29 protein-coding genes are annotated in these 25,158 nt (G+C 67.4%); 18 read left to right on the top strand and 11 right to left on the bottom strand.

Annotation, left to right across the window (positions count from 1 at the left end):
- Nucleotides 1-217: 217 nt before the first annotated feature.
- Nucleotides 218-1,327, bottom strand: coding sequence for a 3-dehydroquinate synthase (gene aroB / locus ACOMG5_RS09235; RefSeq protein ID WP_420343507.1), 1,110 nt, complete (start codon nucleotides 1,325-1,327; stop codon nucleotides 218-220).
- Nucleotides 1,324-1,893, bottom strand: coding sequence for a shikimate kinase (locus ACOMG5_RS09230; protein ID WP_420343506.1), 570 nt, complete (start codon nucleotides 1,891-1,893; stop codon nucleotides 1,324-1,326). Before ACOMG5_RS09230 ends, aroB begins: the two co-directional genes overlap by 4 nt.
- Before the next feature lie 215 nt (nucleotides 1,894-2,108).
- Between ACOMG5_RS09230 and ACOMG5_RS09225 the strand changes: the two genes are divergently transcribed.
- The 5 genes from ACOMG5_RS09225 to ACOMG5_RS09205 all read left to right on the top strand — a co-directional run bounded on the left by ACOMG5_RS09225 (nucleotide 2,109) and on the right by ACOMG5_RS09205 (nucleotide 7,238).
- Complete coding sequence (locus ACOMG5_RS09225) at nucleotides 2,109-2,255, top strand: hypothetical protein (protein WP_420343505.1); 147 nt, start codon at nucleotides 2,109-2,111, stop codon at nucleotides 2,253-2,255.
- A gap of 4 nt (nucleotides 2,256-2,259) precedes the next feature.
- Nucleotides 2,260-3,870, top strand: a complete 1,611-nt coding sequence (locus tag ACOMG5_RS09220; protein ID WP_420343504.1) for a hypothetical protein — start codon at nucleotides 2,260-2,262, stop codon at nucleotides 3,868-3,870.
- Nucleotides 3,867-4,841 (top strand): site-specific tyrosine recombinase XerD, encoded by a 975-nt coding sequence (locus ACOMG5_RS09215; RefSeq protein ID WP_420343503.1) that lies wholly within the window; start codon nucleotides 3,867-3,869, stop codon nucleotides 4,839-4,841. The genes ACOMG5_RS09220 and ACOMG5_RS09215 overlap by 4 nt, the downstream gene beginning before the upstream one ends.
- Before the next feature lie 34 nt (nucleotides 4,842-4,875).
- Nucleotides 4,876-6,198 (top strand): HlyC/CorC family transporter, encoded by a 1,323-nt coding sequence (locus tag ACOMG5_RS09210; protein ID WP_420343502.1) that lies wholly within the window; start codon nucleotides 4,876-4,878, stop codon nucleotides 6,196-6,198.
- Nucleotides 6,199-6,752: 554 nt separating this feature from the next.
- A complete protein-coding gene (locus ACOMG5_RS09205) occupies nucleotides 6,753-7,238 on the top strand; it encodes a DUF2244 domain-containing protein (protein WP_420343501.1) in 486 nt (161 codons plus the stop codon).
- Here ACOMG5_RS09205 and parA read toward each other — a convergent pair.
- Nucleotides 7,225-7,851: a ParA family partition ATPase gene (gene parA, locus ACOMG5_RS09200; RefSeq protein ID WP_420343500.1), complete on the bottom strand. Its 627-nt coding sequence runs from the start codon at nucleotides 7,849-7,851 to the stop codon at nucleotides 7,225-7,227. The genes ACOMG5_RS09205 and parA overlap by 14 nt on opposite strands.
- A gap of 369 nt (nucleotides 7,852-8,220) precedes the next feature.
- Between parA and ACOMG5_RS09195 the strand changes: the two genes are divergently transcribed.
- The 9 genes from ACOMG5_RS09195 (at nucleotide 8,221) to ACOMG5_RS09155 (ending at nucleotide 16,800) form a co-directional block, all read left to right on the top strand.
- A complete protein-coding gene (locus tag ACOMG5_RS09195; protein ID WP_420343499.1) occupies nucleotides 8,221-9,336 on the top strand; it encodes an ABC transporter substrate-binding protein in 1,116 nt (371 codons plus the stop codon).
- Between the two features lie 163 nt (nucleotides 9,337-9,499).
- Complete coding sequence (locus tag ACOMG5_RS09190) at nucleotides 9,500-10,324, top strand: ABC transporter permease (RefSeq protein WP_420343510.1); 825 nt, start codon at nucleotides 9,500-9,502, stop codon at nucleotides 10,322-10,324.
- Nucleotides 10,321-11,103 carry an ABC transporter permease gene (locus ACOMG5_RS09185; RefSeq protein ID WP_420343498.1) on the top strand — a complete coding sequence of 261 codons (783 nt, stop codon included), beginning with the start codon at nucleotides 10,321-10,323 and terminating at the stop codon, nucleotides 11,101-11,103. The genes ACOMG5_RS09190 and ACOMG5_RS09185 overlap by 4 nt, the downstream gene beginning before the upstream one ends.
- The gene (locus tag ACOMG5_RS09180) at nucleotides 11,100-12,146 is read left to right on the top strand and encodes an ABC transporter ATP-binding protein (RefSeq protein WP_420343497.1); all 1,047 of its coding nucleotides are present in this window, start codon (nucleotides 11,100-11,102) and stop codon (nucleotides 12,144-12,146) included. Before ACOMG5_RS09185 ends, ACOMG5_RS09180 begins: the two co-directional genes overlap by 4 nt.
- A gap of 57 nt (nucleotides 12,147-12,203) precedes the next feature.
- Nucleotides 12,204-12,611: a cytochrome C gene (locus ACOMG5_RS09175; protein WP_420343496.1), complete on the top strand. Its 408-nt coding sequence runs from the start codon at nucleotides 12,204-12,206 to the stop codon at nucleotides 12,609-12,611.
- 85 nt (nucleotides 12,612-12,696) lie between these two features.
- Nucleotides 12,697-12,993, top strand: a complete 297-nt coding sequence (locus tag ACOMG5_RS09170; RefSeq protein WP_420343495.1) for an FtsB family cell division protein — start codon at nucleotides 12,697-12,699, stop codon at nucleotides 12,991-12,993.
- A 141-nt stretch (nucleotides 12,994-13,134) separates the two neighbouring features.
- Nucleotides 13,135-14,139, top strand: coding sequence for a pyruvate dehydrogenase (acetyl-transferring) E1 component subunit alpha (gene pdhA / locus ACOMG5_RS09165; protein ID WP_420343494.1), 1,005 nt, complete (start codon nucleotides 13,135-13,137; stop codon nucleotides 14,137-14,139).
- A 12-nt stretch (nucleotides 14,140-14,151) separates the two neighbouring features.
- The gene (locus tag ACOMG5_RS09160) at nucleotides 14,152-15,519 is read left to right on the top strand and encodes a pyruvate dehydrogenase complex E1 component subunit beta (protein WP_420343493.1); all 1,368 of its coding nucleotides are present in this window, start codon (nucleotides 14,152-14,154) and stop codon (nucleotides 15,517-15,519) included.
- Between the two features lie 12 nt (nucleotides 15,520-15,531).
- Nucleotides 15,532-16,800 (top strand): pyruvate dehydrogenase complex dihydrolipoamide acetyltransferase, encoded by a 1,269-nt coding sequence (locus ACOMG5_RS09155; protein WP_420343492.1) that lies wholly within the window; start codon nucleotides 15,532-15,534, stop codon nucleotides 16,798-16,800.
- A gap of 39 nt (nucleotides 16,801-16,839) precedes the next feature.
- Here the strand turns inward: ACOMG5_RS09155 and ACOMG5_RS09150 are convergent, their stop codons facing one another.
- Together ACOMG5_RS09150 and ACOMG5_RS09145 are read right to left on the bottom strand one after the other, a co-directional pair.
- The gene (locus ACOMG5_RS09150) at nucleotides 16,840-17,112 is read right to left on the bottom strand and encodes a putative quinol monooxygenase (protein ID WP_420343491.1); all 273 of its coding nucleotides are present in this window, start codon (nucleotides 17,110-17,112) and stop codon (nucleotides 16,840-16,842) included.
- The gene (locus ACOMG5_RS09145) at nucleotides 17,109-17,933 is read right to left on the bottom strand and encodes an alpha/beta fold hydrolase (protein WP_420343490.1); all 825 of its coding nucleotides are present in this window, start codon (nucleotides 17,931-17,933) and stop codon (nucleotides 17,109-17,111) included. Before ACOMG5_RS09145 ends, ACOMG5_RS09150 begins: the two co-directional genes overlap by 4 nt.
- Before the next feature lie 66 nt (nucleotides 17,934-17,999).
- Here ACOMG5_RS09145 and ACOMG5_RS09140 point away from each other — a divergent pair, with 66 nt between their 5' ends.
- A complete protein-coding gene (locus tag ACOMG5_RS09140; protein ID WP_420343489.1) occupies nucleotides 18,000-18,419 on the top strand; it encodes a hypothetical protein in 420 nt (139 codons plus the stop codon).
- 170 nt (nucleotides 18,420-18,589) lie between these two features.
- Here the strand turns inward: ACOMG5_RS09140 and ACOMG5_RS09135 are convergent, their stop codons facing one another.
- From ACOMG5_RS09135 to fabA, 3 genes are read right to left on the bottom strand one after another with little or no spacing between them, the layout of a single operon-like run.
- Nucleotides 18,590-19,378, bottom strand: a complete 789-nt coding sequence (locus ACOMG5_RS09135; protein WP_420343488.1) for an enoyl-ACP reductase FabI — start codon at nucleotides 19,376-19,378, stop codon at nucleotides 18,590-18,592.
- A gap of 3 nt (nucleotides 19,379-19,381) precedes the next feature.
- The gene (fabB, locus tag ACOMG5_RS09130; RefSeq protein ID WP_420343487.1) at nucleotides 19,382-20,611 is read right to left on the bottom strand and encodes a beta-ketoacyl-ACP synthase I; all 1,230 of its coding nucleotides are present in this window, start codon (nucleotides 20,609-20,611) and stop codon (nucleotides 19,382-19,384) included.
- 19 nt (nucleotides 20,612-20,630) lie between these two features.
- Nucleotides 20,631-21,140 carry a bifunctional 3-hydroxydecanoyl-ACP dehydratase/trans-2-decenoyl-ACP isomerase gene (gene fabA, locus ACOMG5_RS09125; RefSeq protein WP_420343486.1) on the bottom strand — a complete coding sequence of 170 codons (510 nt, stop codon included), beginning with the start codon at nucleotides 21,138-21,140 and terminating at the stop codon, nucleotides 20,631-20,633.
- Between the two features lie 164 nt (nucleotides 21,141-21,304).
- Between fabA and irrA the strand changes: the two genes are divergently transcribed.
- Complete coding sequence (gene irrA, locus ACOMG5_RS09120) at nucleotides 21,305-21,721, top strand: iron response transcriptional regulator IrrA (RefSeq protein WP_420343485.1); 417 nt, start codon at nucleotides 21,305-21,307, stop codon at nucleotides 21,719-21,721.
- Nucleotides 21,722-21,736: 15 nt separating this feature from the next.
- Here irrA and ACOMG5_RS09115 read toward each other — a convergent pair whose 3' ends face one another.
- Entirely contained in the window at nucleotides 21,737-22,150 is a 414-nt protein-coding gene (locus ACOMG5_RS09115; RefSeq protein WP_420343484.1) for a MarR family winged helix-turn-helix transcriptional regulator, read from the bottom strand.
- A gap of 121 nt (nucleotides 22,151-22,271) precedes the next feature.
- On the opposite strand from ACOMG5_RS09115, the gene ACOMG5_RS09110 reads away from it, so the two are divergent.
- Nucleotides 22,272-22,709, top strand: a complete 438-nt coding sequence (locus ACOMG5_RS09110; RefSeq protein ID WP_420343483.1) for an organic hydroperoxide resistance protein — start codon at nucleotides 22,272-22,274, stop codon at nucleotides 22,707-22,709.
- 60 nt (nucleotides 22,710-22,769) lie between these two features.
- Here the strand turns inward: ACOMG5_RS09110 and efp are convergent, their stop codons facing one another.
- Nucleotides 22,770-23,339: an elongation factor P gene (gene efp / locus ACOMG5_RS09105; protein ID WP_420343482.1), complete on the bottom strand. Its 570-nt coding sequence runs from the start codon at nucleotides 23,337-23,339 to the stop codon at nucleotides 22,770-22,772.
- 96 nt (nucleotides 23,340-23,435) lie between these two features.
- On the opposite strand from efp, the gene epmA reads away from it, so the two are divergent.
- The gene (epmA, locus tag ACOMG5_RS09100) at nucleotides 23,436-24,491 is read left to right on the top strand and encodes an EF-P lysine aminoacylase EpmA (protein WP_420343509.1); all 1,056 of its coding nucleotides are present in this window, start codon (nucleotides 23,436-23,438) and stop codon (nucleotides 24,489-24,491) included.
- 165 nt (nucleotides 24,492-24,656) lie between these two features.
- Here the strand turns inward: epmA and ACOMG5_RS09095 are convergent, their stop codons facing one another.
- Nucleotides 24,657-25,037 carry a DUF2237 family protein gene (locus ACOMG5_RS09095; RefSeq protein ID WP_420343481.1) on the bottom strand — a complete coding sequence of 127 codons (381 nt, stop codon included), beginning with the start codon at nucleotides 25,035-25,037 and terminating at the stop codon, nucleotides 24,657-24,659.
- Between the last annotated feature and the right edge of the window lie 121 nt (nucleotides 25,038-25,158).

Raw genomic sequence — 25,158 nt, 5'->3', positions numbered from 1 at the left:
ACCTGGAACACATTCTTCGCCAGATCGAGCCCGACCGTGATAATCTCCGACATGACCGTCCTCCTTTGTGGATCATCGCAGACCCACCTTGGCACAGAGATGCCGTCGGGGGGCGGTCACATCATCAAAGTTGTTTCTGCGCGCGCAATATAGCGCCGGGCCGCGTTGTGCGCCAGCGCAGAGAGGGGGATGTGCGGATTTGCCTCAGGCCGCGCTGTCAGCGGGCCACCAGCGCATCCTCGAGCAGGCCCTTGAGGACATCGCGCGGCACGTCGGAAGTGACGAAGGCCGCGCCGATATCGCGGGCCAAGATGAAGCGCATCTTGCCGTCGAGCACCTTTTTATCCTGCGCCATCAGCGCGATCAGGCCATCGGCATCGGGCAGCGTGCCGGGAATATCGGCCAGATCGGTCTTCATCCCCATCGCCTTCAGATGCGCGCGCACCCGCGAGGGCGCTTCCTGCGCGCAAAGCCCGAGACGCTGGCTGAGCTCAAAGGCCAGCGCGCAGCCGATCGCCACGCCTTCGCCATGCAACAGCCGGTCCGAATAGCCCGTCGCCGCCTCCAGCGCGTGGCAGAACGTATGCCCGAGGTTCAGGAGTGCGCGGTCGCCCTCCTCGGTCTCGTCGCGCGCGACGATCTCGGCCTTCATCTGTACCGAGCGCGTCACCGCATGCAGCCGCGCCGCCGCATCGCCCGCCGCGAGCGCCGGGCCCTGCGCCTCCAGCCAGTCGAAGAAGGCCGCATCGCCCAGAAGGCCGTATTTCACCACCTCGCCATAGCCCGCGAGCAGGTCGCGCGGCGGCAGCGCGCCCAGCACGTCGATATCTGCGAGCACCAGAGACGGCTGGTGGAACGCGCCGATCAGGTTCTTGCCCGCAGCCACATTGATGCCGGTCTTGCCGCCGACAGAACTGTCCACCTGCGCGAGGAGCGAGGTCGGGATCTGCACGAAGCGCACGCCCCGGCGCAGCACGGCCGCCGCAAAGCCCACCAGATCGCCGATCACCCCGCCACCGAAGGCCACGACGATATCCTTGCGCTCCACCTTCTGCGCAAGCAGCCATTCGCAGGCGCGCTCGAAATGCGGCCAGCTCTTGGTGGCTTCGCCCGCAGGCAGCGTCAGCACCTCCATCGCGACATCGCCCAAGCCGGCGCGCAGCGTCTCAAGGTGCAGCCGCCCCACGGTTTCATCGGTGATCACCGCCACGCGCGGCCGGCGCAGCAGCGGCGCCATTTCCGCCCCGGCCTCGGCCAGCAGCCCCGCGCCGATCCGCACGTCATAGGCCCGCGCGCCCAGCTCCACCCGCACCACGTTCCGCATCATGCTTCTCCGATCACTCCGGGCTGGGCCTGCAGCGCCCCCGCCACCTTCTGCGCCATCTGCTCGATCGACAGTTTCGGCTCCGCCTCCACCGCCAGCTGCGCCAGCGCATAGACCGGCTCGCGCTGCGCAAGCAAGCCCGCGAGCGTGCCTTTCGGATCGGGAGTGCGCAGCAGCGGCCGCGTGTTCTTGTGCCGCACGCGCTGCCACAGCAGCTCCAGATCCGCCTTCAGCCAGACCGAGACCCCGCGCGCGGCGATCAGCTCGCGGTTCACGGGCGCCATGAAGGCGCCGCCCCCGGTGGAGATCACCGCCGGGCGGTCCGCCAGCAGGCGGCCGATCACCTCGGTTTCGCGGGCACGGAAGAAGGGCTCGCCATCGCGCTCGAAGATCTCGGGGATCGACATCTGCGCGGCCTTCACGATCTCCTCGTCGCTGTCGAGGAACGGAACCCCCAGAAGCCGGGCCAGCGCGGTGCCGACGGCGGTCTTGCCCGCGCCCATCATGCCGACAAGCACGACCGGCTTTCGCAGCGCCGCCAGCCCCGCCCCCCCGGATCCCTGCCCCATGAAATTCCCTCGCCTGGCGATCGCTTGCGCAATCGTGATAATCCCGCCCCTGAATGGCGTGAACTTCCCGGAAATGCCATATATAATCGTCGCCGCAGACGCGGCCGGCCTCCGGACCCGCGCCGTTTCTGTATGGGCACCAATTCCCCTTGCAGAACCGGCATGACGCAGACCAAGACGCAGACAACGACAACAAGAACGGAAACGAGAGACGCATGGGGCGGATACTACTTGCGATCGTGATTCTCCTGCTGCTGGGGATCCTGGGGATGATCGGCTATGCCTATCTGGGCGATCTGACACCGGCCACGCAGGAGCAGCGCATGGATGTGACCCTGCCCGGGGGAGCGAGTGGCAACTGAGCGCATGCGGCCTCTGACTCCATTCGTGCTGCTCTCCGGGCTGGCCTGGCCGCTGCCGCTCTGGGCGGAGGATGCGCCGCTTTCGGCCATCGACTGGCTGTCGCGCTCGGTGGCCACGCCGGTCGCCGTCGCGCCCGCGCAGCCGGGCGGCGGGGCGCCGAAGGCTGGCCTGTCGCCGCGCGCCTCGGTGGCGGTGCGCCCCCCGGTCGCGGGGGAGGCTCCGGTCTCGGGCCTCAGGGACGAACCGGTGCAGATGTCCGATATCGGGGTGCCCTCGGCGGATGGGATCGGGCTGGTCAGCGCCGCGAAATCCGGCCTGCCCGTGGATCTGTGGGGGGATACGCCCGAAGCGCAGCTGGCCGGGCTATTGCGCAAGGAGCGGGTCGATACGCTGCCATCGGTGCAGTCCTTCCTGATCGAGCTGATGCTCACCGAGCTCGCGCCGCCGCGCAACCCGGCGCCCGACGCGCGCAACACGCTGTTCCTGGCCCGGGTGGACCGGCTGCTCGATATCGGCGCGCTGGATCAGGCGATGGCGCTGCTGGAACTCGCGCCCAATGAGGATGCCGAGATTTTCCGCCGCCGCTTCGATGTGGCGCTGCTTCTGGGCGAAGAGGACAAGGCCTGCGCGATCATGGCGCAGACGCCGGGCGTGGCGCCCTCCTTCCCGGCGCGGGTGTTTTGCCTCGCGCGCTCCGGGGACTGGCAGGCAGCCGCGCTGAGCTATGACAGCGGCATGGCGCTCGGGGCGATCGACGCCGAGATGGGCGAACTTCTGGCCCGGTTCCTGGAGCCGGAGCTGGCCGATTCCGCCGAGCCGCTGCCGCCGCCCACGCGGCCCTCGCCGCTGGTGTTCCGGATGATGGAGGCGATCGGCGAGCCCTTGCCCACCGGGCCGCTGCCGCTGGCCTTCGCCCATGCCGATCTGAAGGAAAACGCCGGCTGGAAGGCGCAGATCGAGGCGGCCGAACGGCTGACCCGGATGGGCGTGCTGGATCCGAACCAGCTGCTCGGGCTTTATACGCAGGAGAAAGCCTCCGCTTCGGGCGGGGTCTGGGACCGGGTGATGGTAATCGCGCGGCTCGATGCGGCGCTCGGGTCCGGCAAGCCCGCGCGCGTCGCGCAACTCCTGCCCGCGGCCTGGGATGCGATGCAGTCGCAGGAGCTGGAGCCTGCGCTCGCGGCGATGTTCGGCGCGCGGCTGATGGCCGAGACCCTGCCAGAGGATGCGGCGCGGATCCGCTTCCATCTCGGGCTTCTGGGTGATGATTTTGAAGCGGTGGCGCGTGCGCACAGCCCGCTCGATCCTGATGAGGAGATCCTGCGTGGCATCGCCCTCGGCGACACCTCCGGGCTCGAGGCGCAAGATCAGCTCGGGCTGATGCTCAAGCGCGTGTTCGATGCCCCCTCGGCCGCGGCGCCCGCGGCCTTTGCCGAGCTTCTGCCCGGGCGCGAGGGCGAGGCGCTGCTGAATGCGCTCGACGATATCACCGAAGGCGCGCGCGGCGATTACCGGCGGGTGGAGAACGGGCTGCTGCTGCTGCGCAGCCTCGGGCAGGAGACCGTCGCGCGCCGCACCGCGATCGAGATGCTCGTGCTGGAGCGCAACGGATGAGCCCCGCGCCGGAGCCCCCGCCAGCCGCCGCGCAGTCCTGGCCCGATCACCGCTGGGTCGAGACCTTTCTGGAATCGCAGGCGGCCGAAGCGGGCGCCGCGCGCAACACGGTCCTCTCCTACGGGCGGGACCTCGCGGATTTCCTGTCTTTCGCCGGCCATTCCGGGCTGCGGCTGGCCACGCTCACGCGCGACGATGTGGAGGCCTATCTGGTGCGCTGCACCGCCGAGGGGCTGGCGAAATCCACCCGGGCGCGGCGGCTGGCCTCGATCCGGCAGCTGTTCCGCTTCGCCTATGAGGAGGGCTGGCGCGCCGACAACCCGGCCCTGCGCATCAGGGGCCCCGGCACCTCCACGTGGCTGCCGAAGACGCTCAGCGTCTCTGAGGTGGGCCAGCTGCTCGAGGCCGCGGGCCGGACCGGGCGCGGAGAGGCCGACCGGATCCGCAACCGCTGCCTGATGGAGTTGCTTTATGCCACGGGAATGCGGGTGAGCGAGCTCGTCTCGCTGCCGGTGGCGGCGGCGCGGGGCGATCCGGCGATGCTGCTGATCCGCGGCAAGGGCAGCAAGGAGCGCATGGTGCCGCTGAGCCCGCCCGCCCGCGCGGCCCTGAGCGCCTGGCTCGCGCTGCGCGACGCGGCGGAGGAGGCCGCGCGGGTGAAGCTGCGCCAGCCGCCGTCGCGCTTCCTGTTTCCGTCGCGCGCGAAAGAGGGCTTCATGCCGCGGCAGGTGTTCAACGTGCTGCTGCGCACAATCACCCTCGCCGCCGGGCTGGATCCGGCCCGCGTGACGCCGCATGTGCTGCGCCATGCCTTCGCCACGCATCTGCTGCAGGGCGGCGCCGATCTGCGCGCGATCCAGATGCTGCTCGGCCATGCCGACCTCTCCACGACGGAGATTTACACCCATGTCGTCGATGACCACCTGCGCGAGCTGGTGCTGCGCCATCATCCCCTCGCGCGCGGGGCTTGAAAGCCCGCACGCTTGCCCCTCATAGTGCCGCCCCATGGACCTGCCCCCTGACACCCCGCTCGACCTCGTCTTCTGGCTCACCGCTGGCGCGATCCTGTGCCTGCTGCTGCTCTCGGCCTTCTTCTCGGCCTCCGAGACGGCCCTGACCGCCGCGAGCCGCGCCAAGCTGCGCGCGCGCGCCGATCGCGGAGACCGCGGCGCCGATGCCGCGATGACGGCCATCGAGGACAGCGAGAAGCTGATCGGCGCGATCCTGCTTGGCAACAACGTCGCCAATATCCTCTCCGCCTCGCTCGCGACGGCGCTGTTCACCCGCGCCTTCGGCAGCAGCGGCGTGGCGCTGGCGACGCTGGTGATGACGGTGCTGGTGCTGATCTTCGCCGAGGTGATGCCGAAAACCTATGCGATTTCCGCGCCCGAAACGGTGGCGAGCCGCGTCGCGCGGCCGATCAACGCGCTCGTCCTCGCGCTGACGCCGATCGTCTCGGTGGTGCGGCTGCTTGTGCGCGCGATCCTGCGGCTGTTCGGCATGCGCACCGATGACGACCAGTCGATGTTCTCGGTCAAGGAGGAGATCGCCGGGGCGCTGGCGCTCGGGGCCGAGGAAGGCTCGGTGGACAAGGAGGAGCGCGACCGCCTGCTCGGCGCGCTCGACCTCGACAACCGCACGGTGGAGGAGATCATGCTTCACCGCAGCCAGATCGAGATGCTGGATGCCGACCTGCCGCCCGACGAACTCCTCGCCGCGGTGCTGAATTCGCCGCATACCCGGCTGCCGCTCTACAAGGACCAGCGCGAGAATGTGGTCGGCGTGATCCATGCCAAGGACCTGCTGCGCGCGGTGAACCGGTTCCTGCGCGAAGGCGACGGCAAGCTCGACAGCGCCTCCGACCTCGATGTGCTCAAGGTCTCGATGAAGCCCTATTTCATCCCCGAAACCACGCCGCTGAACGAGCAGATGCGCGAATTCCTGAAACGGCGCAGCCATTTCGCGCTGGTGGTGGACGAATACGGCGACCTGCGCGGCCTGGTTACGCTAGAGGACATTCTCGAGGAGATCGTCGGCGAGATCACCGACGAGATGGACCCGAAGGCGCAAAAGCAGATCCAGGCGGTGGAGGGCGGCGATTATATCGTCGATGGCGCGATGACGATCCGCGACCTGAACCGCGAGACGGACTGGTCGCTCCCCGATGACGAGGCCAACACCATCGCCGGGCTGGTGATCCATGAGGCGCAGACGATCCCCGAGGAGGGGCAGGTCTTCGCCTTCCACGGCTTCCGCTTCGAGGTGATGGCGCGCAAGGACAACCGGATCATGCGGCTGAAGGTGCGCCCGCTCGGGCAGAGCCTCTGACCGCGCGCCACGGCCGGAGGCCAAAAAATCAGGGAGCCCGAAGGCTCCCTGATCCTCGGCCGAAGCCGATATCAATCTCTAACATGCATCCATGGATGCGCACCATTCACCCCAGAGCCTTTCGGCCAAGCCCCCTCTAAGGGCATCTTCTGTATAGCAGGAATCCGCCAAGGCAGGTAGCGCAATTTCACTATTTATTAACCATTTGTTGAATCTTAGGGCAAATTGTCGGCGGGTCCCCGCCGTCGCATGAGCGGATTGTTTCCGCAGCTGCACAATGCACAGGGGCTTTATCCCCACCCGGCGCCCTTCCCCTACGGAAGCCTGCCATGGCAAACGCTTTTTTCGGCGCCATCGTTTCGCAACCATGAACGTTCGGCGAAATCCCGCCCGGTCATGGCCGGAGCCTGCGCCGCGCGGGCTCTGCGCGGCAGGGCCCGGTTTACATGCATCGCGCGACCTCCGGCCCTCGGCTTCGCCTTCCAGCCGATTCGCCCGGATTGACCGGCGCCGCCCCCGTGGCTAGCGTTGAGAGGTACCTGGGGAGGTCCGCCATGCCCTGCCGCTGGAGCGGGACGCCGCCAAATGTCCGCCTGGAGCTCTGGCCGCAGCAGTCGCTGAACGCGCCCGGCTTCGTCTGGGTGATCGGGACGACAGCCACTCTGATGGCGGTGCCGCTGATCGCGGTGCTCGGCTCGCCGGTGCTCTGGGGCGTGCTGCCGTTCCTGCTCGCGGCCCTCGGGGGGCTGTGGCTGGCGCTGCGGCGCAATGTGGCCGCCGGGCAGATGCGCGAAGTGCTGCTGATCGCGCCGGACCGGGTGGAGCTGACCCGCACCGAGCCCGATGGGCGCGCGCGGCACTGGCAGGCGCATCCGCATTGGGTCCGGCTGCAGCGGCGCGCCGATGGCCCGGTGCCGCAGTATCTCACGCTGGAAGGCGGCCCGCGGCCGGTGGAAATCGGCGCATTCCTCTCCGAAGCCGAACGGGAGGCGCTCGCGCCGGCCCTGCGCGCGGCGCTGGAGCAGGTCAGGCCGTCATGACCGCATGCAGGAGCGCGGTGACCTCCGCCGTCGCGGGGCCGGTGCGCGCAGCCTCGACCGCGCCCAGCCCCTGCCCCAGCGTTTCGGCATAGACCACCCGATGCGCCAGCGCGACCGGCAGCAGGTCCCCCTCCAGCGCGGCTGCGGCGGCGCGGACTTCGGCATCCAGCCGGGTGCCGCCCCGGACCCGGTTCAGCACCAGCTTCGGCCGCTTGCCCTCGCGCCGGGCCAGGTCCAGCACACCTTCCGTAGCCCAGAGATCGACGAGGCTCGCCGCGATCGGGACCAGAATCACATCCGCCTCGCGCAGCGCCGGGCGCAGGTCGCTGTCCACCTTCGGCGGCGTATCGACGATCACCACATCCACGAGCTTGCGCAGCTTCTCGACCTCGTAGCTCACCCCCCAGGCGGAAGAGGTAGAGAAATCCACCCCCGCATCGCCCAGAGCCGCGCGCCGCGTCATGAACCAGCGCCCGAGAGAGCCCTGCGGATCGGTATCGAGCAGGGCGACGCGCTGTCCTTGCTTCATCAACAAAGTCGCCAGATTGACGGCCAGTGTCGTCTTGCCCGCGCCGCCTTTCTGCTGCGCCACCGTGATCACCTTGCCGACCATGCGTCCCCCTCCGTGCCGCGGCGCCCCTCGGCACTCTGCATCGCAGCATAGTCCGAGTCGCCGGCCAGCGCACCCCCTGTTGCGCCGGCCATGGACGCAGATAACCGCGCTTCGCGCAATGCCCGCCTTTGCGGCATTCTATCCGCGCGAAGCCCCTTCGCAGGCCGCGGACTTCTGCTAAACTTGTCAGATAGATGACAGTTTTGTTGCAACATTCTGGAAATCGGGCAAGAGTTGACCGGCGGGTCAACAAAAACCACCCGTTCATCGCCAACAAGGCGTCCGTGTCGCGAGACTGTCACAGAAGGCGCCTAGGCCCGTCCGCAGCCCATCCCGGGCCCGGACTCCGTTCATAGGGAGAAGATAGGAATGACGACGATTTCGACGCGCTGGCTGATCTCCGGCCTTGCCGGTGCCGCGAGCCTGCTGGCCTCGACCGCCCTGGTGCAGGCGCAGGACCTCGCCGCGCTGGAAGCTGCCGCCAAGAAGGAAGGCATGCTGACCACCATCGCCCTGCCGCATTCCTGGTGTGGCTATGGCGACGTGATCGCCGGGTTCAAGGCGAAATATCCCGAGATCACCGTGAATGAGCTGAACCCCGATGCGGGCTCGGCCGACGAGCTGGAAGCGATTCGCGCCAACAAGGGCAACACCGGCCCGCAGGCGCCCGACGTGATCGACGTGGGCCTCTCCTTCGGCCCGCAGGCGAAGACCGAAGGGCTGATCCAGCCCTACAAGGTCTCCACCTGGGACGAGATCCCGGCCGAAGTGAAGGACGCCGAGGGCTACTGGTACGCCGATTATTACGGCGTGATGTCGTTCATGGTGAACAAGGACCTGGTGGACAAGGTCCCTTCCGACTGGTCGGATCTGCTGAAGCCGGAATATGCGGGCCAGGTCGCGCTCGCGGGCGATCCGCGCGCCTCGAACCAGGCGATCCTGGGCGTTCTGGCGGCGGGCCTCTCCGAAGGCGCGAAGGCGGGCCAGGAATCGGGCGAAAAGGGCCTCGAATTCTTCAAGAAGCTGAACACCTCGGGCAATTTCGTGCCCACCATCGGCAAGGCCGGTACCCTCGCGCAGGGCGCGACGCCGATCGTCATCGCCTGGGACTACAACGCCCTCGAATGGCGCGCGGGCCTGAACGGCAACCCGCCGGCCGAGGTGGTGATCCCGGCTTCGGGCGTGCTCGCGGGCGTCTATGTGCAGGCCATCTCGGCCCATGCGCCGCATCCGAACGCGGCCAAGCTGTGGATGGAATACCTGTATTCGGATGAAGGTCAACTCGCCTGGCTGAAGGGCTACTGCCACCCGGCGCGCTTCAACGCGATGTCGGCCGCCGGCAAGATCCCGCAGGCGCTGCTCGATGCGCTGCCCCCGGCCGAAGCCTATGCCAAGGCCTATTTCCCGACGCTGGACGAGCAGGCCGCGAACAAGGCCGCGGTCACCGGCGGCTGGGACAAGGTCGTGGGCGCCAACGTCCAGTAATCCGGCCGCCGCGCGGCCCTAGAGATCGACCGGCGCGCCGGACCCGGCGCGCCCCCTCCGACCGCCGCCCCCGTCCCGGGAGCGGCCCCGTTCCCCGGAGCCTCCGCGCGTGAGCGATACCTCGACCCCGCCCGTGGCGCGCAGGCGCCTTTCGCTGGCCTGGATGGGCCTGCTGCCCTTTGGCCTGTTCATCCTGCTGTTCCTGATCGCGCCGACGATGAAGATCGTGCTCGGCGCCTTCCAGACGCCGGAGGGCGGCTTCACGCTGGAAAACCTGCGCGGCCTGTTCACGCCCTCGATCCTCTCCAGCTACTGGATCTCGATCAAGATCTCGGTCGCCTCCTCGCTGCTCGGCTGCCTCATTGGCTTCCTGATGGCGGCGGCGGTGGTGCTGGGCGGGCTGCCGCGCGCGATCCGGGCGCCGCTTCTCACCTTCTCCGGCGTGGCCTCGAATTTCGCGGGCGTGCCGCTGGCCTTCGCCTTCCTCGCGACCCTCGGCCCCCTCGGGCTGCTGACGGTGTTCCTCAAGACCCATTTCGGCATCAACCTGCGCGCCATGGGCTTCAATATCCTCAGCTTCTGGGGCCTGACGATCACCTATCTGTTCTTCCAGATCCCGCTGATGATCCTGATCATCACCCCCGCGCTCGATGGCCTGCGCCGCGAATGGCGCGAGGCCGCCGAATGCCTGGGCGCCACGGCCACGCAATACTGGCGGATGGTGGCGCTGCCGATCCTGTTCCCCTCGATCCTGGGCACCTTCGCGCTGCTCTTCGCCAATGCCTTCGGTGCCGTTGCCACCGCCATCGCGCTCACCGGATCGAGCCTGAACATCGTGCCGATCATGCTGTTCGCGCAGATCCGCGGCGACGTTCTGGGCAACCCGCATCTGGGCTACGCCATGGCCATGGGCATGATCATCGTCACCGCCATCGCCAACATTCTCTATATCTGGCTGCGGATGCGCTCCGAAAGGTGGCTGAAATGAAGAAGGCGGCGGCCTGGTCCATCCTGCTCCTCGGGGCGCTCTATTTCATCCTGCCGCTGGTGGGCATGGTGGAATTCTCCCTCTCCATGAAGCGCGGCGAATACAGCTTCGAGGCGTACCGCGTCGTGCTGGCCGATCCGCAATTCCGCGCGACCTTCAGCTATTCGGTGATGATGGCGCTGCTGACGATCGTATTCGGCGTGCTGCTGGTGGTGCCCACGGCTTTCTGGGTGCGGCTGAAGCTGCCCGGCCTGCGGCCCTGGATCGAATTCGTCACCCTGATGCCGCTGGTTATCCCGGCGATCGTCATCGTCTTCGGCTATATCCGGCTTTACAACACCTCGAGCTGGCTGCCGCTCACCGGCACCATGCTCGGTACCAACGTGCTGCTGCTGGTGGGCTACATGACGCTGTCGCTGCCCTATATGTACCGCGCGGTCGATACCGGGCTGCGCACGATCGACGTGGCGACGCTGACCGAAGCGGCGCAGAGCCTCGGCGCCGGCTGGGTGACGATCCTCGCCCGGGTGATCTTGCCCAATACGCTGGTGGCCGTGCTCTCGGGCGCCTTCGTCACCTTCGCGATCGTCATGGGCGAATTCACCATGGCGGCGCTGCTGAACCGGCCGGCCTTCGGCCCCTACCTGCAACTGATGGGCGCGAACCGCGCCTACGAGCCCTTCGCCCTTGCCTCCATCGCCTTCGTCATCACCTGGGCCTGCATGGGGCTGATCCAGCTCGTTACCCGTCTCTCGAAACACGACAAGGCGCGCGCATGAGCTTCCTGACGATCCAGAACCTGCAGAAATCCTTCGGCCCGACCCGCGTGGTGAAGGATTTCAACCTTGCCGTGGAGAAGGGCGAGTTCATCTCGCTGCTCGGGCCTTCGGGCTGCGGCAAGACCACGGTGCTGCGCATGGTGGCGGGCTTCGAGACCCCCACCTCCGGCAGCATCCGCATCGACGGCAAGGACGTGACCGGCCTGCGCCCCAACCAGCGCAACATCGGCATGGTGTTCCAGGCCTATGCGCTGTTCCCGAACCTGACGGTGGCGCAGAACGTGGGCTTCGGGCTCAAGGTCAAGGGCGCGCCCTCGGCCGAGATCGCGAAGCGCGTGCTCGAGATGCTGGAGCTGATCGGTCTGCCGGATCTGGGCGGGCGCTATCCGTTTCAGCTCTCGGGCGGGCAGCAGCAGCGGGTGGCGCTGGCGCGCGCGCTGGCACCGAAGCCGCAGGTGCTGCTGCTCGATGAGCCGCTCTCGGCGCTGGATGCGAAAGTCCGGGTGAGCCTGCGCAACGAGATCCGCACGATCCAGAAGGAGCTCGGGATCACCACGATCTTCGTGACCCACGATCAGGAAGAGGCGCTCTCCATGTCGGACCGGATCGTGGTCATGCATGCGGGCATCGCCGATCAGGTCGGCACGCCGTTCGAGATCTACAACAGCCCGGCGACGCGCTTCGTCGCGGGTTTCGTCGGCACGCTGAACACGATGGAGGCGGAGGTGCTGGATCCGGCCAGCGGCCGCGTCCGCCTCGCCGGGACCGAAGTGATCCTGCACCGCGCCCTGCCCGCCGGCAAGGTCACGCTCGGCCTGCGCCCGGAGGCGATCAGCCTCGGCCAGAACGGCCAGGATACCGCGCTCACCGGCACCATCCGCTCCGTGGACTTCCTGGGCTCGGTCATCCGGCTGCGCGCCGAACTCGGCGGCCAGATCATCGCCTTCGACACGTTCAACAACAGCCTCACCAGCCCGCCGCAGGTTGGCGAGACGGTGGTGCTCGGGCTCAGGGCGGCGGATCTTCTGGTGATCGGCGATTAGGCGGGTGGCTTGCGCTCCTCACGCGCGCGTGATCCCATCGGCGCAAAGGAGATCCCCATGCGCGTCATCCCCCTGCTGATCGTCCCCCTGCTGCTCGCGGCCTGCGTCGACGAGACGCAGCGCCTGCCCGCCGCGAAGGACGATTTCCAGACCTATTGCGCGGCCTGCCATGGCGATGGCACCGCACCCGGGCCGCTGGCCCGGGAAATGAAGCTGCACCCGACGCCGCTGGCCGACCTGACGCGGATGAACGAGGGCAATTTCCCCGAGGCGCGGGTGATGTCGAAGGTGGTGGGCTATACCGAGCACGGCCGCATGATGGGCGCGGATCCGGGCAAGATGCCCGCCTTCTCGCAGATGCTCGACGGGCCGACGATCCTCTATGATACCGGCGACGGCATCCCGACGCCGACGCCGCTGCGGCTGGTGCGGCTGATGGAATATATCAAGAGCATCCAGCAATAGCCGCGACGAAGGATCTGGCCAGGCGCGCGGGGCTGTGGCATCCTGCGCCAAAGGCCGGGAAACGGCCGCACCAAGGGGCAGCAGCATGATCCGCAAGGGCAGTTCGGTCGGACCGTTCATCTATTTCTTCTTCGCCTTCGTGCTTGGCGTCTATTTCACCTTCGCGGCGCTGCAGGGCTCCTACGGCATGTTCCGCCGCGTGCAGATCGACGCCGAAATCGCGAGCCTGACCGCGGAGCGCAACTCGCTTCAGGCCGAGGCGCGCAAGATGGCCAATCTCACGCACCGGCTCTCCGACGATTTCCTCGACCTCGACCTGCTCGACGAGCGCGCGCGCGAAGTGCTGGGCACCGTGCGCCCCGACGAGATCGTCATCCGCTGAAACTGCCTGCCCTAGGCTGAGGCCCGCCGCCCCGCGCGCGCGGGCTTTCGCATGCCCGGCACCAAATGATTGCGCCGCGCGGCCCCATGCTGTATGAGATGGTTTAACGTTGAACTATCTGCGCACAGGGGAGGAAGCCTGATGGCGACTCGCAAGACCCCCGAGACCGGAGCGCCCGAAGGCGCCAATGTCTCGAAGGACGATCTGCTCAAATATTACCGCGAAATGCTGTTGATCCGCCGCTTCGAGGAGAAGGCCGGGCAGCTCTATGGCATGGGGCTCATCGGCGGGTTCTGCCACCTGTACATCGGGCAGGAAGCGGTCGTCGTGGGCCTCGAGGCTGCGGCCGAGGAAGGCGACAAGCGCGTCACCTCCTACCGCGACCACGGCCATATGCTCGCCTGCGGCATGGATCCGCGCGGCGTGATGGCGGAGCTGACCGGGCGCGAGGGCGGCTACAGCCGCGGCAAGGGCGGCTCCATGCACATGTTCTCCAAGGAGCGCCACTTCTATGGTGGCCATGGCATTGTCGGCGCCCAGGTGCCGATCGGGGCGGGGCTGGCCTTCGCCGACAAATACCTCGGCAATGGCCGCGTGACCTTCGCCTATTTCGGCGATGGCGCCGCAAACCAGGGCCAGGTCTACGAGACCTACAACATGGCCGAGCTCTGGGGCCTGCCGGTGGTGTTCGTGATCGAGAACAACCAATATGCGATGGGCACCTCGGTGAAGCGCTCGACGAAGTCGCAGACGCTGTTCGGCCGCGGCGTGGCCTATGGCATCCCCGGCGAGCAGGTGGATGGCATGGATGTGCTGGCGGTGAAGGCTGCGGGCGAAAAGGCCGTGGCGCATTGCCGCGCGGGCAACGGGCCGTATATCCTGGAAATCATGACCTACCGCTACCGCGGCCACTCCATGTCGGACCCGGCGAAATACCGGACCCGCGAGGAAGTGCAGAAGATGCGCGACGAGCGCGACCCGATCGAGAATGTCCGCGCGCTGCTGGTCGAGGGTGGCCACGCCACCGACGAGGACCTGAAGGCGATCGACAAGGAGATCAAGGCGATCGTCAACGACTCGGCCGAATTCTCCAAGGAAAGCCCGGAGCCCGCGCTGAGCGAGCTGTGGACCGATATCTACGCGTGAGGGACTGACACGATGGCAACCGAAATCCTGATGCCCGCGCTCTCCCCCACGATGGAGGAAGGCACGCTGTCGAAATGGCTGGTGAAAGAGGGCGACAGCGTCACCTCCGGCCAGATCATCGCGGAAATCGAAACCGACAAGGCCACGATGGAATTCGAGGCGGTCGATGAAGGCACGGTGGGCAAGCTGCTCGTGGCCGAAGGCACGGCCGGGGTGAAGGTGAACACCCCGATCGCGGTGCTGGTCGAGGAGGGCGAGAGCGCCGATGCCGATGCCGATGCCGCCGCGGCCCCGGCTGCTGCCCCTGCCCCGGTGGCGGCCGCGGCCGCTGCGCCTGCGCCCGCGGCGCCGGTTGCGGTGGTGTCGAACGCCTCGCCCGACTGGCCCGAAGGCACGCCGATGAAGACCATGACCGTGCGCGAGGCTCTGCGCGAGGCCATGGCCGAGGAGATGCGCGCTGACGAGACCGTGTTCCTGATGGGCGAGGAAGTCGCCGAGTATCAGGGCGCCTACAAGATCAGCCAGGGGCTGCTCGATGAATTCGGCGCGAAGCGCGTGATCGACACGCCGATCACCGAATACGGCTTCACCGGCATCGCCGTCGGCGCGGCCTTCGGCGGCCTACGCCCGATCGTCGAATTCATGACGTTCAACTTCGCCATGCAGGCGATCGACCATATCATCAACTCGGCCGCCAAGACGCTCTATATGTCGGGCGGCCAGATGGGGGCGCCGATGGTGTTCCGCGGCCCGAACGGCGCCGCCGCCCGCGTGGGCGCGCAGCACTCGCAGGATTATGCCGCCTGGTATGCCTCGGTGCCGGGGCTGAAGGTGGTGATGCCTTATTCGGCGGCCGATGCGAAGGGCCTTCTGAAGACCGCGATCCGCGATGCGAACCCGGTCGTGTTCCTCGAAAACGAGATCCTTTACGGGAAGTCCTTCGAGGTCCCGGACCTGCCCGATTTCACCATCCCCTTCGGCAAGGCGCGGATCTGGCGCGAGGGCAGCGATGTGACGCTGGTGAGCTGGGGCATCGGCATGGTGCACACGCTGGAGGCCGCGGACCGGCTCGCCGAAATGGGCATTTCCGCCGAGGTGATCGACCTGCGCACCCTGCGCCCGGTGGATTACGACACGGTGCTTGCTTCGGTGATGAAGACGAACCGCTGCGTCACCGTGGAAGAGGGCTGGCCGGTGGCCGCCTTCTCCAACCACCTGTCGGCCGTGATCATGGAGCGCGCTTTCGATTACCTGGACGCGCCGGTGATCAACTGCACGGGCAAGGACGTGCCGATGCCCTATGCGGCAAACCTCGAGAAGCTCGCGCTGATCACCCCGGACGAGATCGTCGCGGCGGTCAAGAAAGTCACCTACCGCTGAGGGGTATGAGAGATGGCAACCGAAATCCTGATGCCCGCGCTGTCCCCCACCATGGAGGAGGGGACGCTGTCGAAATGGCTCAAGCGCGAGGGCGACGAAATCAAATCCGGTGACATCATCGCCGAAATCGAGACCGACAAGGCGACGATGGAATTCGAGGCGGTGGACGAGGGCATCCTGGGCAAGATCCTGGTGCCCGAAGGCAGCGCCGGGGTTAAGGTCAACACGCCCATCGCCGTGCTGGTCGAAGAGGGCGAGGAGGCTTCGGCCGCGCCCGCGCCGAAGGCAGCGACGGCCCCGAAGGCCGAAGCGCCGGCCGCGGCCCCCGTGGCTGCGGCTCCGGCCGCGCCGAAGGCCGATGGCAAGCGCGTCTTTGCCTCGCCGCTCGCGCGCCGGATCGCGGCCGAAAAGGGGCTGGATCTGTCCACGCTCGCGGGCTCCGGCCCGCATGGCCGGATCGTGAAGGCCGATGTGGTGGGGGCGAAGCCCGCGGCGGCGGCTCCGGCGCCCGCAGCGGCCGCGCCCGTCGCGGCGCCTGCGGCGGCACCCGCGCCCGCGGCCTCCAATGTCGCGAAGCTCTATGAGGGCCGCGCCTATGAGGAGGTCACCCTCGACGGCATGCGCAAGACCATCGCCGCGCGCCTGACCGAGGCGAAGCAGACGATCCCGCATTTCTACCTCCGCCGCGAGGTGAAGCTCGACGCGCTGCTCGCCTTCCGTACCGAGCTGAACCACAAGCTCTCGGCCCGGGGCGTGAAGCTCTCGGTCAACGACTTCATCATCAAGGCCTGCGCCATCGCGCTGCAGCAGGTGCCCGATGCCAATGCCGTCTGGGCGGGCGACCGGGTGCTGAAGATGAAGGCCTCGGACGTGGCCGTGGCGGTCGCGATCGAGGGCGGGCTGTTCACCCCGGTGCTGCAGGATGCGGAGGCGAAATCGCTCTCGGCCCTGTCGGCGCAGATGAAGGACCTGGCCAAACGCGCCCGCGACCGCAAGCTCGCGCCGCATGAATACCAGGGCGGCAGCTTCGCGATCTCGAACCTCGGCATGTTCGGGATCGAGAATTTCGACGCGGTGATCAACCCGCCGCATGGCGCGATCCTCGCCGTCGGTGCGGGCATCAAGAAGCCCGTGGTGGGCAAGGACGACCAGATCGAGGTCGCCACCATGATGTCGATGACGCTGTCGGTCGATCACCGGGTGATCGACGGGGCGCTCGGCGCGCAGCTTCTGGCGGCGATCGTCGAGAACCTGGAAAACCCTGTGGCCATGCTGGCCTGATCCCTGCCACCGGCGCGCGCGATCCGCGCGCCGGGGCCCTCAGGGCGTCTCGGTGATCGCGTAGTCGCGCCGGATCTCCCGCGTCGCCCGGCCCCAGTCCGAGGCCTGTACCCGCGCCTGATGCGCCGCGAAGGCTGCCCGGTCCACGAAGTCCTCCGCCACCGTCCATACCAGATCCGCCGCGGGCTCCACCGTGAAGGACAGGCAGCCCGGCTCCGCCCGCGTGCGCGCGATATGCTCCGGCAGATGCGCCCGCACCAGCGCCGCCTCCGCCGCATTCGCGCAGATCAGCCGCCCCGTAAGTCGGATCATCGCATCAGATCGAGCCAGGCGTGCAGCGCCGCCACGGCCTCCGGCTCGTCCAGGAACGGGATATGGGCGCGGTCGGGCACTTCGGCAAAGATCATATCCGGCCGCCGGGCGCGCATTTCCGCCGCCGCATCGGCCCCGAGCAGGTCTGAATTCGCGCCGCGCACGAGGCAGAGCGGCAGCCCCGCGCAGGCATCGAAGAGGGGCCAGGCGGTCGGGATCTCGGCGCCGGTGAAGGCCGCAACGAAAGGCTCGCGCAGGGCCGGATCATAGGTGATCACCACCCGCCCGTCGCGCTCCACATATTGATGCGCGACCTCCGCGCGCCACCGCTCGGGCGGCACGTTGGCAAAGCCCGGAAGCGCGCCGGGCAGCTTCTCGGCCAGTTCTTCGAGCGAGCGCGCCGCCGGGTTCCGGCCCAGATAATCGAAGATCCGCTGCAGCCCCGCCTTTTCCAGCACCGGCCCCACGTCATTCAGCGCGAGACCCAGAAGCCGGTCCCGCGCCACGGCCGCGAGATACATCCCGATCAGCCCGCCGCGCGACGTGCCGAGCACCGCCGCTTGCGCGAGCCCGAGATGATCCAGCAGTTGCAGCGCATCCGCCCCTTCGCGCGGCACGGTATAGCTGGCGGCGCCGGTGAAATCGCTGCCGCCCCGGCCGCGATAATCCATCCGGATCAGCCGGATCCCCGGCAGATGCGGCGCGACATAATCGAAATCCCGCCCGTTCCGCGTGAGCCCCGAAAGCGCCAAGACCGGCAGGCCCTCGCCCTCGTCCTGATAGGCGATCCGCGCGCCGTCATCGGCCTGGAAACTGCGCATGTCCCTGTGTCTCCCCTTGGCAGAGCCCCGTTCCCCGTTACCATAGCCTCAGGAACTGAGAAGACCATGCCCGACACGCTCGAAGATCTGCAGGCCCGCCTCAGCGCTTTGGAAACCCGGATCGAACAGGAATGGGAGGCCCGCCGCGCGGCGATGCATTACCGGATCGAGCGCGGCCGGGTGATCTTCGAGGACAATGTCCGCGCCGCGCACCGCCGCGCCCGGGTGCGGCTCTGGGCCTTCCTGCGGCGCACGAACCTGCTGGTGGTGCTCACCGCGCCGGTGATCTATGCGGGAATCGTGCCCTTCGTGCTGCTGGACCTGTTCGTGAGCAGCTATCAGGCGATCTGCTTCCCGGTGTACCGGATCCAGAAGGTGCGGCCGCGCGACCATATCGTGTTCGACCGCCAGTATCTGGCCTATCTGAACGCGCTGCAGAAATTCAACTGCCTCTACTGCGCCTATGGCAACGGGGTGATTTCCTAAGCACGCGAAATCGCCGGGCGTACCGAGAAATACTGGTGCCCGATCAAGCATGCCTCCCGGGTGAAGGGCACGCACCGGCACTATTGCGATTTCTGCGACTACGGCGACGCCGAGGGATTCTGCAAAGGCCAGGAGAAGCTCCGCAAGGAGCTCCGCCATATCAAGGATGCCTAGAGGTTCTCGGGCTGCGGCATGCCGAGCACATGGAAGCCGCAATCCACCAGCACCACATCGCCCGTGGAGCATTTGCCGTAATCGGAGCAGAGCCACACCGCGGTGCCGCCCACGGCCTCCAGCGTCGCGTTCTGCCGCAGCGGGCTGTTTGCCTCGGTGAAGCGGAAGGTCTTGCGCGCGCCGCCGATGGCCGCGCCCGCCAGCGTCTTCATCGGGCCGGGGCTGATCGCATTCACGCGGATCCCCTGCGGGCCGAGGTCATTGGCCAGATAGCGCACCGAGCTCTCGAGCGCGGCCTTGGCCACGCCCATCACGTTGTAGAACGGCGTCACCCGGTTCGAGCCGCCATAGGTCAGCGTCACCAGCGAGCCGCCCTCCGGCATGATCTCCGCCGCGCGCCGGGCCACGTCGATGAAGCTGTAGACCGAGATGCACATCGAATTCTTGAAATTCTCGCGCGAGGTATCGGCGAAGCGGCCGGCCAGCTCGTTCTTGTCGGAATAGGCGATGGCATGGACGAGGAAATCGATGCTGCCCCATTCCGCCTTCAGCCGCGCGAAGGCCGCATCCAGGCTCGCATCGTTGTTCACATCGACATCAAGCAGGAATTCGGAGCCGAGCGAGGCCGCAAGCGGCGCTACCCGCTTGCCGAAGGCCTCGCCCTGATAGGAAAACGCCAGCTCCGCGCCCTCGGCATGCAGCGCCTTGGCGATGCCCCAGGCGATCGAATGGTCATTGGCGACGCCCATGACCAGCCCGCGCTTGCCCTTCATCAGTTCAGCCATGGATTACCCCAGATATTTCGAAAGCAGCATGGAGCCATTGGTGCCACCAAAGCCGAAGCTGTTGGTCATCACCGTGTCGAGGCCCGCGTTGAGGACGGTTTTCGTCGCGATTTCGGCCGGGTCGAGCGCCGGATCCAGCGTCTCGACATTGATCGAGGGCGCGATGAAATCGTCTTGCAGCATCAGCAGGCAATAGATCGCCTCGGCCGCCCCGGTCGCGCCCTGGCTGTGCCCGGTCATCGACTTGGTCGAGCTCACCGGCGGCGTATGACCGCGCCCGAATACCCGGCGCACCGCCTCGATCTCGCCCACATCGCCCACCGGCGTCGAGGTGCCATGGGCGTTGATATAGCTCACCTTGCGGCCCTCGGGCAGCGATTTCAGCGCCATCCGCATCGCGCGCTCGCCGCCCTCGCCCGAGGGTGCCACCATGTCGTGGCCGTCCGAGGTCGCGGCGAAGCCCGTGACCTCGGCATATATCTTCGCACCGCGCGCCAGCGCGTGCGACAATTCCTCGAGCACGACGATGCCGCCGCCGCCCGCGATGACGAAGCCGTCGCGGTTCGCGTCGAAGGCGCGCGAGGCCTTCTCCGGCGTGTCGTTGAACTTCGAGGACATCGCGCCCATCGCATCGAACAGGCAGCTGAGCGTCCAGTCGAGCTCCTCCGCCCCGCCGGCAAACATTACATCCTGCTTGCCGAAGGCGATCTGCTCCGCCGCGGCACCGATGCAATGCAGCGAGGTCGAGCAGGCCGAGGTGATCGAATAGCTGATGCCCTTGATCTTGAACGCCGTCGACAGGTTCGCCGAGATGGTCGAAGACATGCATTTCGGCACCGCAAGCGGCCCGATCCGCTTCGGCGAGCCGGAATTCAGCACCACCTGATGCGCCGCGAACATCGCCGAGGTCGAGGGTCCGCCGGAGCCCGCGATCAGCCCGGTATGGACGTTCGACACATCCGCCTCGGTCAGGCCCGCATCGCGGATCGCCTGATCCATCGCGATCCAGGCATAGGCCGCGCCCGGCCCCATGAAGCGCAGCGTGCGCTTCTCCACATGCTCGGCCACATCGAGCTTCACCGCGCCCGCGATCTGGCTGCGGAAGCCGCGCTCGATCATGTCCTGGTTCGCGGAAATGCCGGAGCGGCCGGCCTTCAGGCTCTCCACCACTTCCGCAGCGGAATTCCCGATCGGCGAGACGATGCCCAGCCCGGTGACGACGACACGGCGCATGATGGCCTCCTGTTCTGGGTCAGCTCTCGGAAAGAGCGACCTTCATGTCCTTGACCTGATAGATCACTACTCCGTCCGCCTCGACGATACCATCGGCGACGCCCATTGTCAGGCGGCGGGTCTGCACGGCCTTGGTGAAATCGACCTTGTAGGTCAGCATCTTGCGGTCCGGGCGGACCATGCCGGTCAGCTTCACCTCGCCCACGCCGAGCGCATAGCCCCGCCCGAGCCAGCCGCGCCAGCCGAGGTTGAACCCGGTCAGCTGCCACAGCCCGTCGAGCCCGAGGCAGCCCGGCATGATCGGGTTGCCGGGGAAATGGCATTCGAAGAACCACAGATCCGGGGTGATGTCGAATTCCGCCACCACATGGCCCTTGCCATGCGTCCCGCCATCGGCGGAGATTTCGGTGATCCGGTCCATCATCAGCATCGGCGGCGCGGGCAGCTGGGCATTGCCCGGCCCGAACAGCTCTCCGCGCGCGCATTTCAGCAGGTCTTCTTTACCGAAACTCGTCGGATAGAGCGTCATCGAAGCCTTTCCCCCCAAATGGTTTGCACTCCCTTATCACCCGGCGGGGCGCCGGTGCAAGGCCGCTCGGCCCCGCCGCCTGCCCCGCCTCCGGCGCGGTTTTCTCATTGTCACGGGCCGGGTGCAGGCCCTATATCTTCTTCATGGACAGGGAATGCGCAAAGATGACGGCGGATGAGCAGCAGCGCGGCCGCGTATGGCTGGTGGCGGGCGGCCTCAGGCCGACGCGCCAGCGGCTTTCGCTTGCAGCACTTCTGGTCGGCGACGGGCAGAACCGCCATGTCACCGCCGAGAGCCTCTATGCCGCCGCCAGCGCCCGGGGCGAGCGGGTCTCGCTCGCCACCGTCTACAACACGCTGCGCGCCTTCTGCGATGCGGGCATCATGCACGAAATCACCGTCGACGGCAGCCGCAGCTACTTCGACACCCGAATCGACGACCACCCGCATTTCCTGTGGGAGGACGAGAACCTGCTGACCGATGCCCCGCCGGAGGAGCTGGAGCTCGCCCGCCTGCCGGTCCCGCCCGCGGGCACCGTGATCACCCGCGTGGATGTGGTGATCCGGGTGCGCAAGGCCTGAGCGCGCGCTCCGCCGTCAGCCCGCCTCCCCGTCCAGCCGCGCCCGCAGCGCGGTGATCCGGTCGCGCAGATCGACCAGCTCCGCCATAGGCATCCCCGTCGCCTCTAGGATTGCCTCCGGCACATGGGCGGCCTGCGCCTGCAGCGCCTGTCCGGCCGCCGTCAGCGAGACCAGTGTTTCGCGCTCATCCTTCGGATTGCGCGCTCGGGCCACGAGCCCCGCCCCTTCCAGCCGCTTCACCAGCGGCGTCAGCGTCCCTGAATCCAGCCGCAGCTGCGCCCCGAGCGCCTTCACCGGCAGCGGCTCCGGCGCAGACCAGAGCACGGTGAGCACCAGATACTGCGGATAGGTCAGCCCCAGCGGGTCCAGCAGGACCCGATAGGTCCGCGTGAGCGCGTGATTGGCGGCGTAGATCGCGTAGCAGATCATGTCTGCTGGGGAGAGGGTCTGGGTCATAAGGCAAAATACATTGCGCGCAATCTTCTTGCAAGCCGCCCGATTTCAGTTTATTGAATTGCGCGCAATCTAATTGTCAGCAACGGAGCCCTTCATGACCACCCCGATCACCCCCGCCTATTCCACCACCGCCATCGCCACCGGCGGCCGCGACGGGCGCGCGCGTACGCTCGATGGCGCCATCGACGTGAAGCTCGCCACGCCGCGCGAGCTGGGCGGCAATGGCGATGGCAACAACCCCGAGCAGCTTTTCGCCGCGGGCTATGCCGCCTGCTATCTCGGCGCGATCAAATTCGCGGCCAGCCAGGACAAGAGCCTGCCGCGCGTGCCCGTCGATATCACCGTGCAAGCCACCGTCGGCATCGGCCCGCGCCCGGATCAGGGCTTCGGCCTGAAGGTCGGGCTCGACGTCGCCCTGCCCGGCCTCACGGCTGAGGACGCCGCGCGCCTCACCGCCGCAGGCCATGGCATCTGCCCCTACAGCCACGCCACCCACGGCAATATCGAGGTCATCACCACCGTGACCCTCTGATCCGAAATGCAAAAGGCCCCGGGGTTTCCCCCGGGGCCAATGCCGCCCATGCCGGGCAGATCAGTCTTTGGCGCGCTCGACGTAGCTGTTGTCGGCGGTGCTGATGATGATGCGGGTGCCCACGCCGATATGCGGCGGAACCATCACGCGGATGCCGCCGGTGCAGGTGGCGGGCTTGTAGCTGGAGGAAGCGGTCTGCCCCTTGACCACCGGCTCGGTCTCCTCGACCTCCACCGTCACCTTCTGCGGCAGCTCGATCGACAGCGCCACGCCCTCATGGGTCAGCAGCCAGACGCGGATCCCGTCGCGCAGGTGCACCTTGGCATCGCCCACCACATCGCCCGAAACGGTGATCTGGTCGTAGCTTTCGGGGTTCATGAAGTGGAAGCCTTCGCCATCCTCGTAGAGGAAGTCGTATTCGTTCTCGTCCACATGCGCCTTTTCGACGGTATCGACGGTGCGCCAGCGCTCCGAGACCTTCACGCCATCGAGGATGCGGCGCATTTCGACCTGGGTGACCGAGTTGCCCTTGCCCGGGTGGATGTTCTCGGCGGTGAGAACGACGTAGAGCACGCCGTCCATGTCGATGACGTTGCCCTTGCGGATCGAGGAGGCGATGACTTTGGCCATAGATGCGGTCCTTGGTTGGTCGTGGCAGGCTCTGGCGCCCGGATGGCAGAGCGCCTAAACCATCCCGAAGCGAATTTCCAGTCGAAAGCCTGCAAGATGCCCGATACGCCCTGGTGGTCTCCCGAACGCCACGCCGACCGCCGCCCGCTGCTGCTGGCGCGCAACCGGATTCGCCGCGCGATCGGCGGCTGGCTGGACGCACGGGAGTTCCTGGAGGTGGATCCGGCGGCGCTGCAGGTCAGCCCCGGCAACGAGGCGCATCTGCACGGCTTTGCCACCAGCGCGATCGGCAATGACGGGCGCGCGCAGCCGATGTATCTGCACACCTCGCCGGAATTCGCGATGAAGAAGCTGCTCGCGGCGGGCGAGCGGCGGATCTATGCCTTCGCCCATGTCTGGCGCAACCGTGAGCGCGGCGCGCTGCACAGCCCCGAATTCACCATGCTGGAATGGTACCGCGCGGGCGAGGACTACACCGTTCTGATGGACGACACCCATGTGATGATCGGGCTGGCCGCGCAGGCAGCCGGGGCAGAGCGGCTGCGCTTCCGCGGCGCGGACTGCGACCCGTTCGCGCCCTATGAGCGGCTGAGCGTGGCCGAGGCCTTCGCGCGCCATGCCGGGATCGACCTGCTGGCCACTTGCGACGGCGCCGAGACCGATGCGGCTGCCCTGCGCGCGCAGGCCCGGGCGCAGGGGATCGGCGTGCGCGACGATGACACATGGTCCTTCCTGCTGTCGAAAATCCTGGTGGAGAAGGTCGAGCCGCATCTGGGCCATGGCCGCGTGACGGTCCTCGACCGCTATCCGGCGGCGGAGGCGGCGCTCGCGCGCCCGGCGCCCGATGATGCCCGCGTGGCGGAGCGGTTCGAGGTCTATGCCTGCGGGGTGGAGCTTGCGAACGGGTTCGGGGAGCTGACGAATGCCGCCGAGCAGCGCCGCCGCTTCGAGCTGGAAATGGACGAAAAGGCGCAGATCTACGGCGAGCGCTACCCGATCGACGAGGAGTTTCTGGACGCTTTGGCGCAGATGCCCGCGGCCAGCGGCATCGCCCTCGGCTTCGACCGGCTGGTGATGCTGGCCACCTCCGCGCCGCGGATAGACGATGTGATCTGGACGCCGGTGGCCGACCTCTCGCCTCCCCGGCGCTGAAATCGGGAAAGCCACTGCGGCTTGCGCGATGCGCGCACCGCAGCAGGGGCCAGCCCAGGGCAGAACCGGCGAAGCCGCGAGACGCCGGGCCGAAGGCGTGTATTCTTGGCTGGCCCCGACACGCAACCGCTGTCCCTGCCGCCTCCCTGGCAGGGAAACGGCAGCTCAGAACGGCGAGAACACGCGGTACTGCCGCAGCACCTCCATCGGCACGATATCCAGGACCCGCCGATGCGTCGCCTCCAGCACCACATGCGGCGCGCATCCCTCCTGATGCGCCTCCAGAAAGCGCGCCGCGCACAGGCACCAATGGTCCCCCGGCTTCAGCCCCGGGAATTTGAACTCGATCCGCGGCGTGCTGAGGTCGTTGCCGATATATCTGGACCAGGCCAGAAACTCCGCGTTGGCAATCACGCAGACCGTGTGCTGGCCGGTATCCTGGACGCAGGTATTGCAATACCCATCCCGAAAGAACCCGGTTCGCGGCTCCATCGAGCATGGCTCGAGCCGCCCGCCGAGGACATTGACCGAAGCCTCCATTCCCATCTTCGCTCCTCCCGATTTCGTGATCAGGGTGCGCGAGCGTCAGGATTCGGACAAGAGGCTGTTACAGGGATGTCATCGCATCCGGATCGGCTGCCCTCGCGATGCGTGCGGGCGGCCGGTC

It is taken from the genome of Paenirhodobacter sp. (assembly GCF_041916475.1).
In the GTDB taxonomy this organism is placed as follows: domain Bacteria; phylum Pseudomonadota; class Alphaproteobacteria; order Rhodobacterales; family Rhodobacteraceae; genus Rhodobacter.
The sequence above is the reverse complement of the archived record's forward strand: the minus strand, read 5'-3'. Positions and strand labels throughout refer to the sequence as shown.

Excerpts from the sequence above, each read along its gene's own strand:
- ACOMG5_RS09095 (WP_420343481.1), bottom strand. The coding sequence starts at position 25,037 with ATGGGAATGGAGGCTTCGGTCAATGTCCTCGGCGGGCGGCTCGAGCCA.
- ACOMG5_RS09110 (WP_420343483.1), top strand. The coding sequence starts at position 22,272 with ATGACCACCCCGATCACCCCCGCCTATTCCACCACCGCCATCGCCACC.
- ACOMG5_RS09155 (WP_420343492.1), top strand. The coding sequence starts at position 15,532 with ATGGCAACCGAAATCCTGATGCCCGCGCTGTCCCCCACCATGGAGGAG.
- ACOMG5_RS09170 (WP_420343495.1), top strand. The coding sequence starts at position 12,697 with ATGATCCGCAAGGGCAGTTCGGTCGGACCGTTCATCTATTTCTTCTTC.
- ACOMG5_RS09150 (WP_420343491.1), bottom strand. The coding sequence starts at position 17,112 with ATGATCCGACTTACGGGGCGGCTGATCTGCGCGAATGCGGCGGAGGCG.
- parA (WP_420343500.1), bottom strand. The coding sequence starts at position 7,851 with ATGGTCGGCAAGGTGATCACGGTGGCGCAGCAGAAAGGCGGCGCGGGC.
- ACOMG5_RS09220 (WP_420343504.1), top strand. The coding sequence starts at position 2,260 with ATGCGGCCTCTGACTCCATTCGTGCTGCTCTCCGGGCTGGCCTGGCCG.
- ACOMG5_RS09140 (WP_420343489.1), top strand. The coding sequence starts at position 18,000 with ATGCCCGACACGCTCGAAGATCTGCAGGCCCGCCTCAGCGCTTTGGAA.
- ACOMG5_RS09115 (WP_420343484.1), bottom strand. The coding sequence starts at position 22,150 with ATGATCTGCTACGCGATCTACGCCGCCAATCACGCGCTCACGCGGACC.
- ACOMG5_RS09175 (WP_420343496.1), top strand. The coding sequence starts at position 12,204 with ATGCGCGTCATCCCCCTGCTGATCGTCCCCCTGCTGCTCGCGGCCTGC.
- ACOMG5_RS09180 (WP_420343497.1), top strand. The coding sequence starts at position 11,100 with ATGAGCTTCCTGACGATCCAGAACCTGCAGAAATCCTTCGGCCCGACC.
- ACOMG5_RS09190 (WP_420343510.1), top strand. The coding sequence starts at position 9,500 with ATGGGCCTGCTGCCCTTTGGCCTGTTCATCCTGCTGTTCCTGATCGCG.
- ACOMG5_RS09145 (WP_420343490.1), bottom strand. The coding sequence starts at position 17,933 with ATGCGCAGTTTCCAGGCCGATGACGGCGCGCGGATCGCCTATCAGGAC.
- epmA (WP_420343509.1), top strand. The coding sequence starts at position 23,436 with ATGCCCGATACGCCCTGGTGGTCTCCCGAACGCCACGCCGACCGCCGC.
- ACOMG5_RS09160 (WP_420343493.1), top strand. The coding sequence starts at position 14,152 with ATGGCAACCGAAATCCTGATGCCCGCGCTCTCCCCCACGATGGAGGAA.
- fabA (WP_420343486.1), bottom strand. The coding sequence starts at position 21,140 with ATGACGCTCTATCCGACGAGTTTCGGTAAAGAAGACCTGCTGAAATGC.
- efp (WP_420343482.1), bottom strand. The coding sequence starts at position 23,339 with ATGGCCAAAGTCATCGCCTCCTCGATCCGCAAGGGCAACGTCATCGAC.
- ACOMG5_RS09215 (WP_420343503.1), top strand. The coding sequence starts at position 3,867 with ATGAGCCCCGCGCCGGAGCCCCCGCCAGCCGCCGCGCAGTCCTGGCCC.
- ACOMG5_RS09195 (WP_420343499.1), top strand. The coding sequence starts at position 8,221 with ATGACGACGATTTCGACGCGCTGGCTGATCTCCGGCCTTGCCGGTGCC.
- ACOMG5_RS09225 (WP_420343505.1), top strand. The coding sequence starts at position 2,109 with ATGGGGCGGATACTACTTGCGATCGTGATTCTCCTGCTGCTGGGGATC.
- ACOMG5_RS09230 (WP_420343506.1), bottom strand. The coding sequence starts at position 1,893 with ATGGGGCAGGGATCCGGGGGGGCGGGGCTGGCGGCGCTGCGAAAGCCG.
- ACOMG5_RS09185 (WP_420343498.1), top strand. The coding sequence starts at position 10,321 with ATGAAGAAGGCGGCGGCCTGGTCCATCCTGCTCCTCGGGGCGCTCTAT.
- fabB (WP_420343487.1), bottom strand. The coding sequence starts at position 20,611 with ATGCGCCGTGTCGTCGTCACCGGGCTGGGCATCGTCTCGCCGATCGGG.
- ACOMG5_RS09135 (WP_420343488.1), bottom strand. The coding sequence starts at position 19,378 with ATGGCTGAACTGATGAAGGGCAAGCGCGGGCTGGTCATGGGCGTCGCC.
- ACOMG5_RS09210 (WP_420343502.1), top strand. The coding sequence starts at position 4,876 with ATGGACCTGCCCCCTGACACCCCGCTCGACCTCGTCTTCTGGCTCACC.
- pdhA (WP_420343494.1), top strand. The coding sequence starts at position 13,135 with ATGGCGACTCGCAAGACCCCCGAGACCGGAGCGCCCGAAGGCGCCAAT.
- ACOMG5_RS09205 (WP_420343501.1), top strand. The coding sequence starts at position 6,753 with ATGCCCTGCCGCTGGAGCGGGACGCCGCCAAATGTCCGCCTGGAGCTC.
- irrA (WP_420343485.1), top strand. The coding sequence starts at position 21,305 with ATGACGGCGGATGAGCAGCAGCGCGGCCGCGTATGGCTGGTGGCGGGC.
- aroB (WP_420343507.1), bottom strand. The coding sequence starts at position 1,327 with ATGATGCGGAACGTGGTGCGGGTGGAGCTGGGCGCGCGGGCCTATGAC.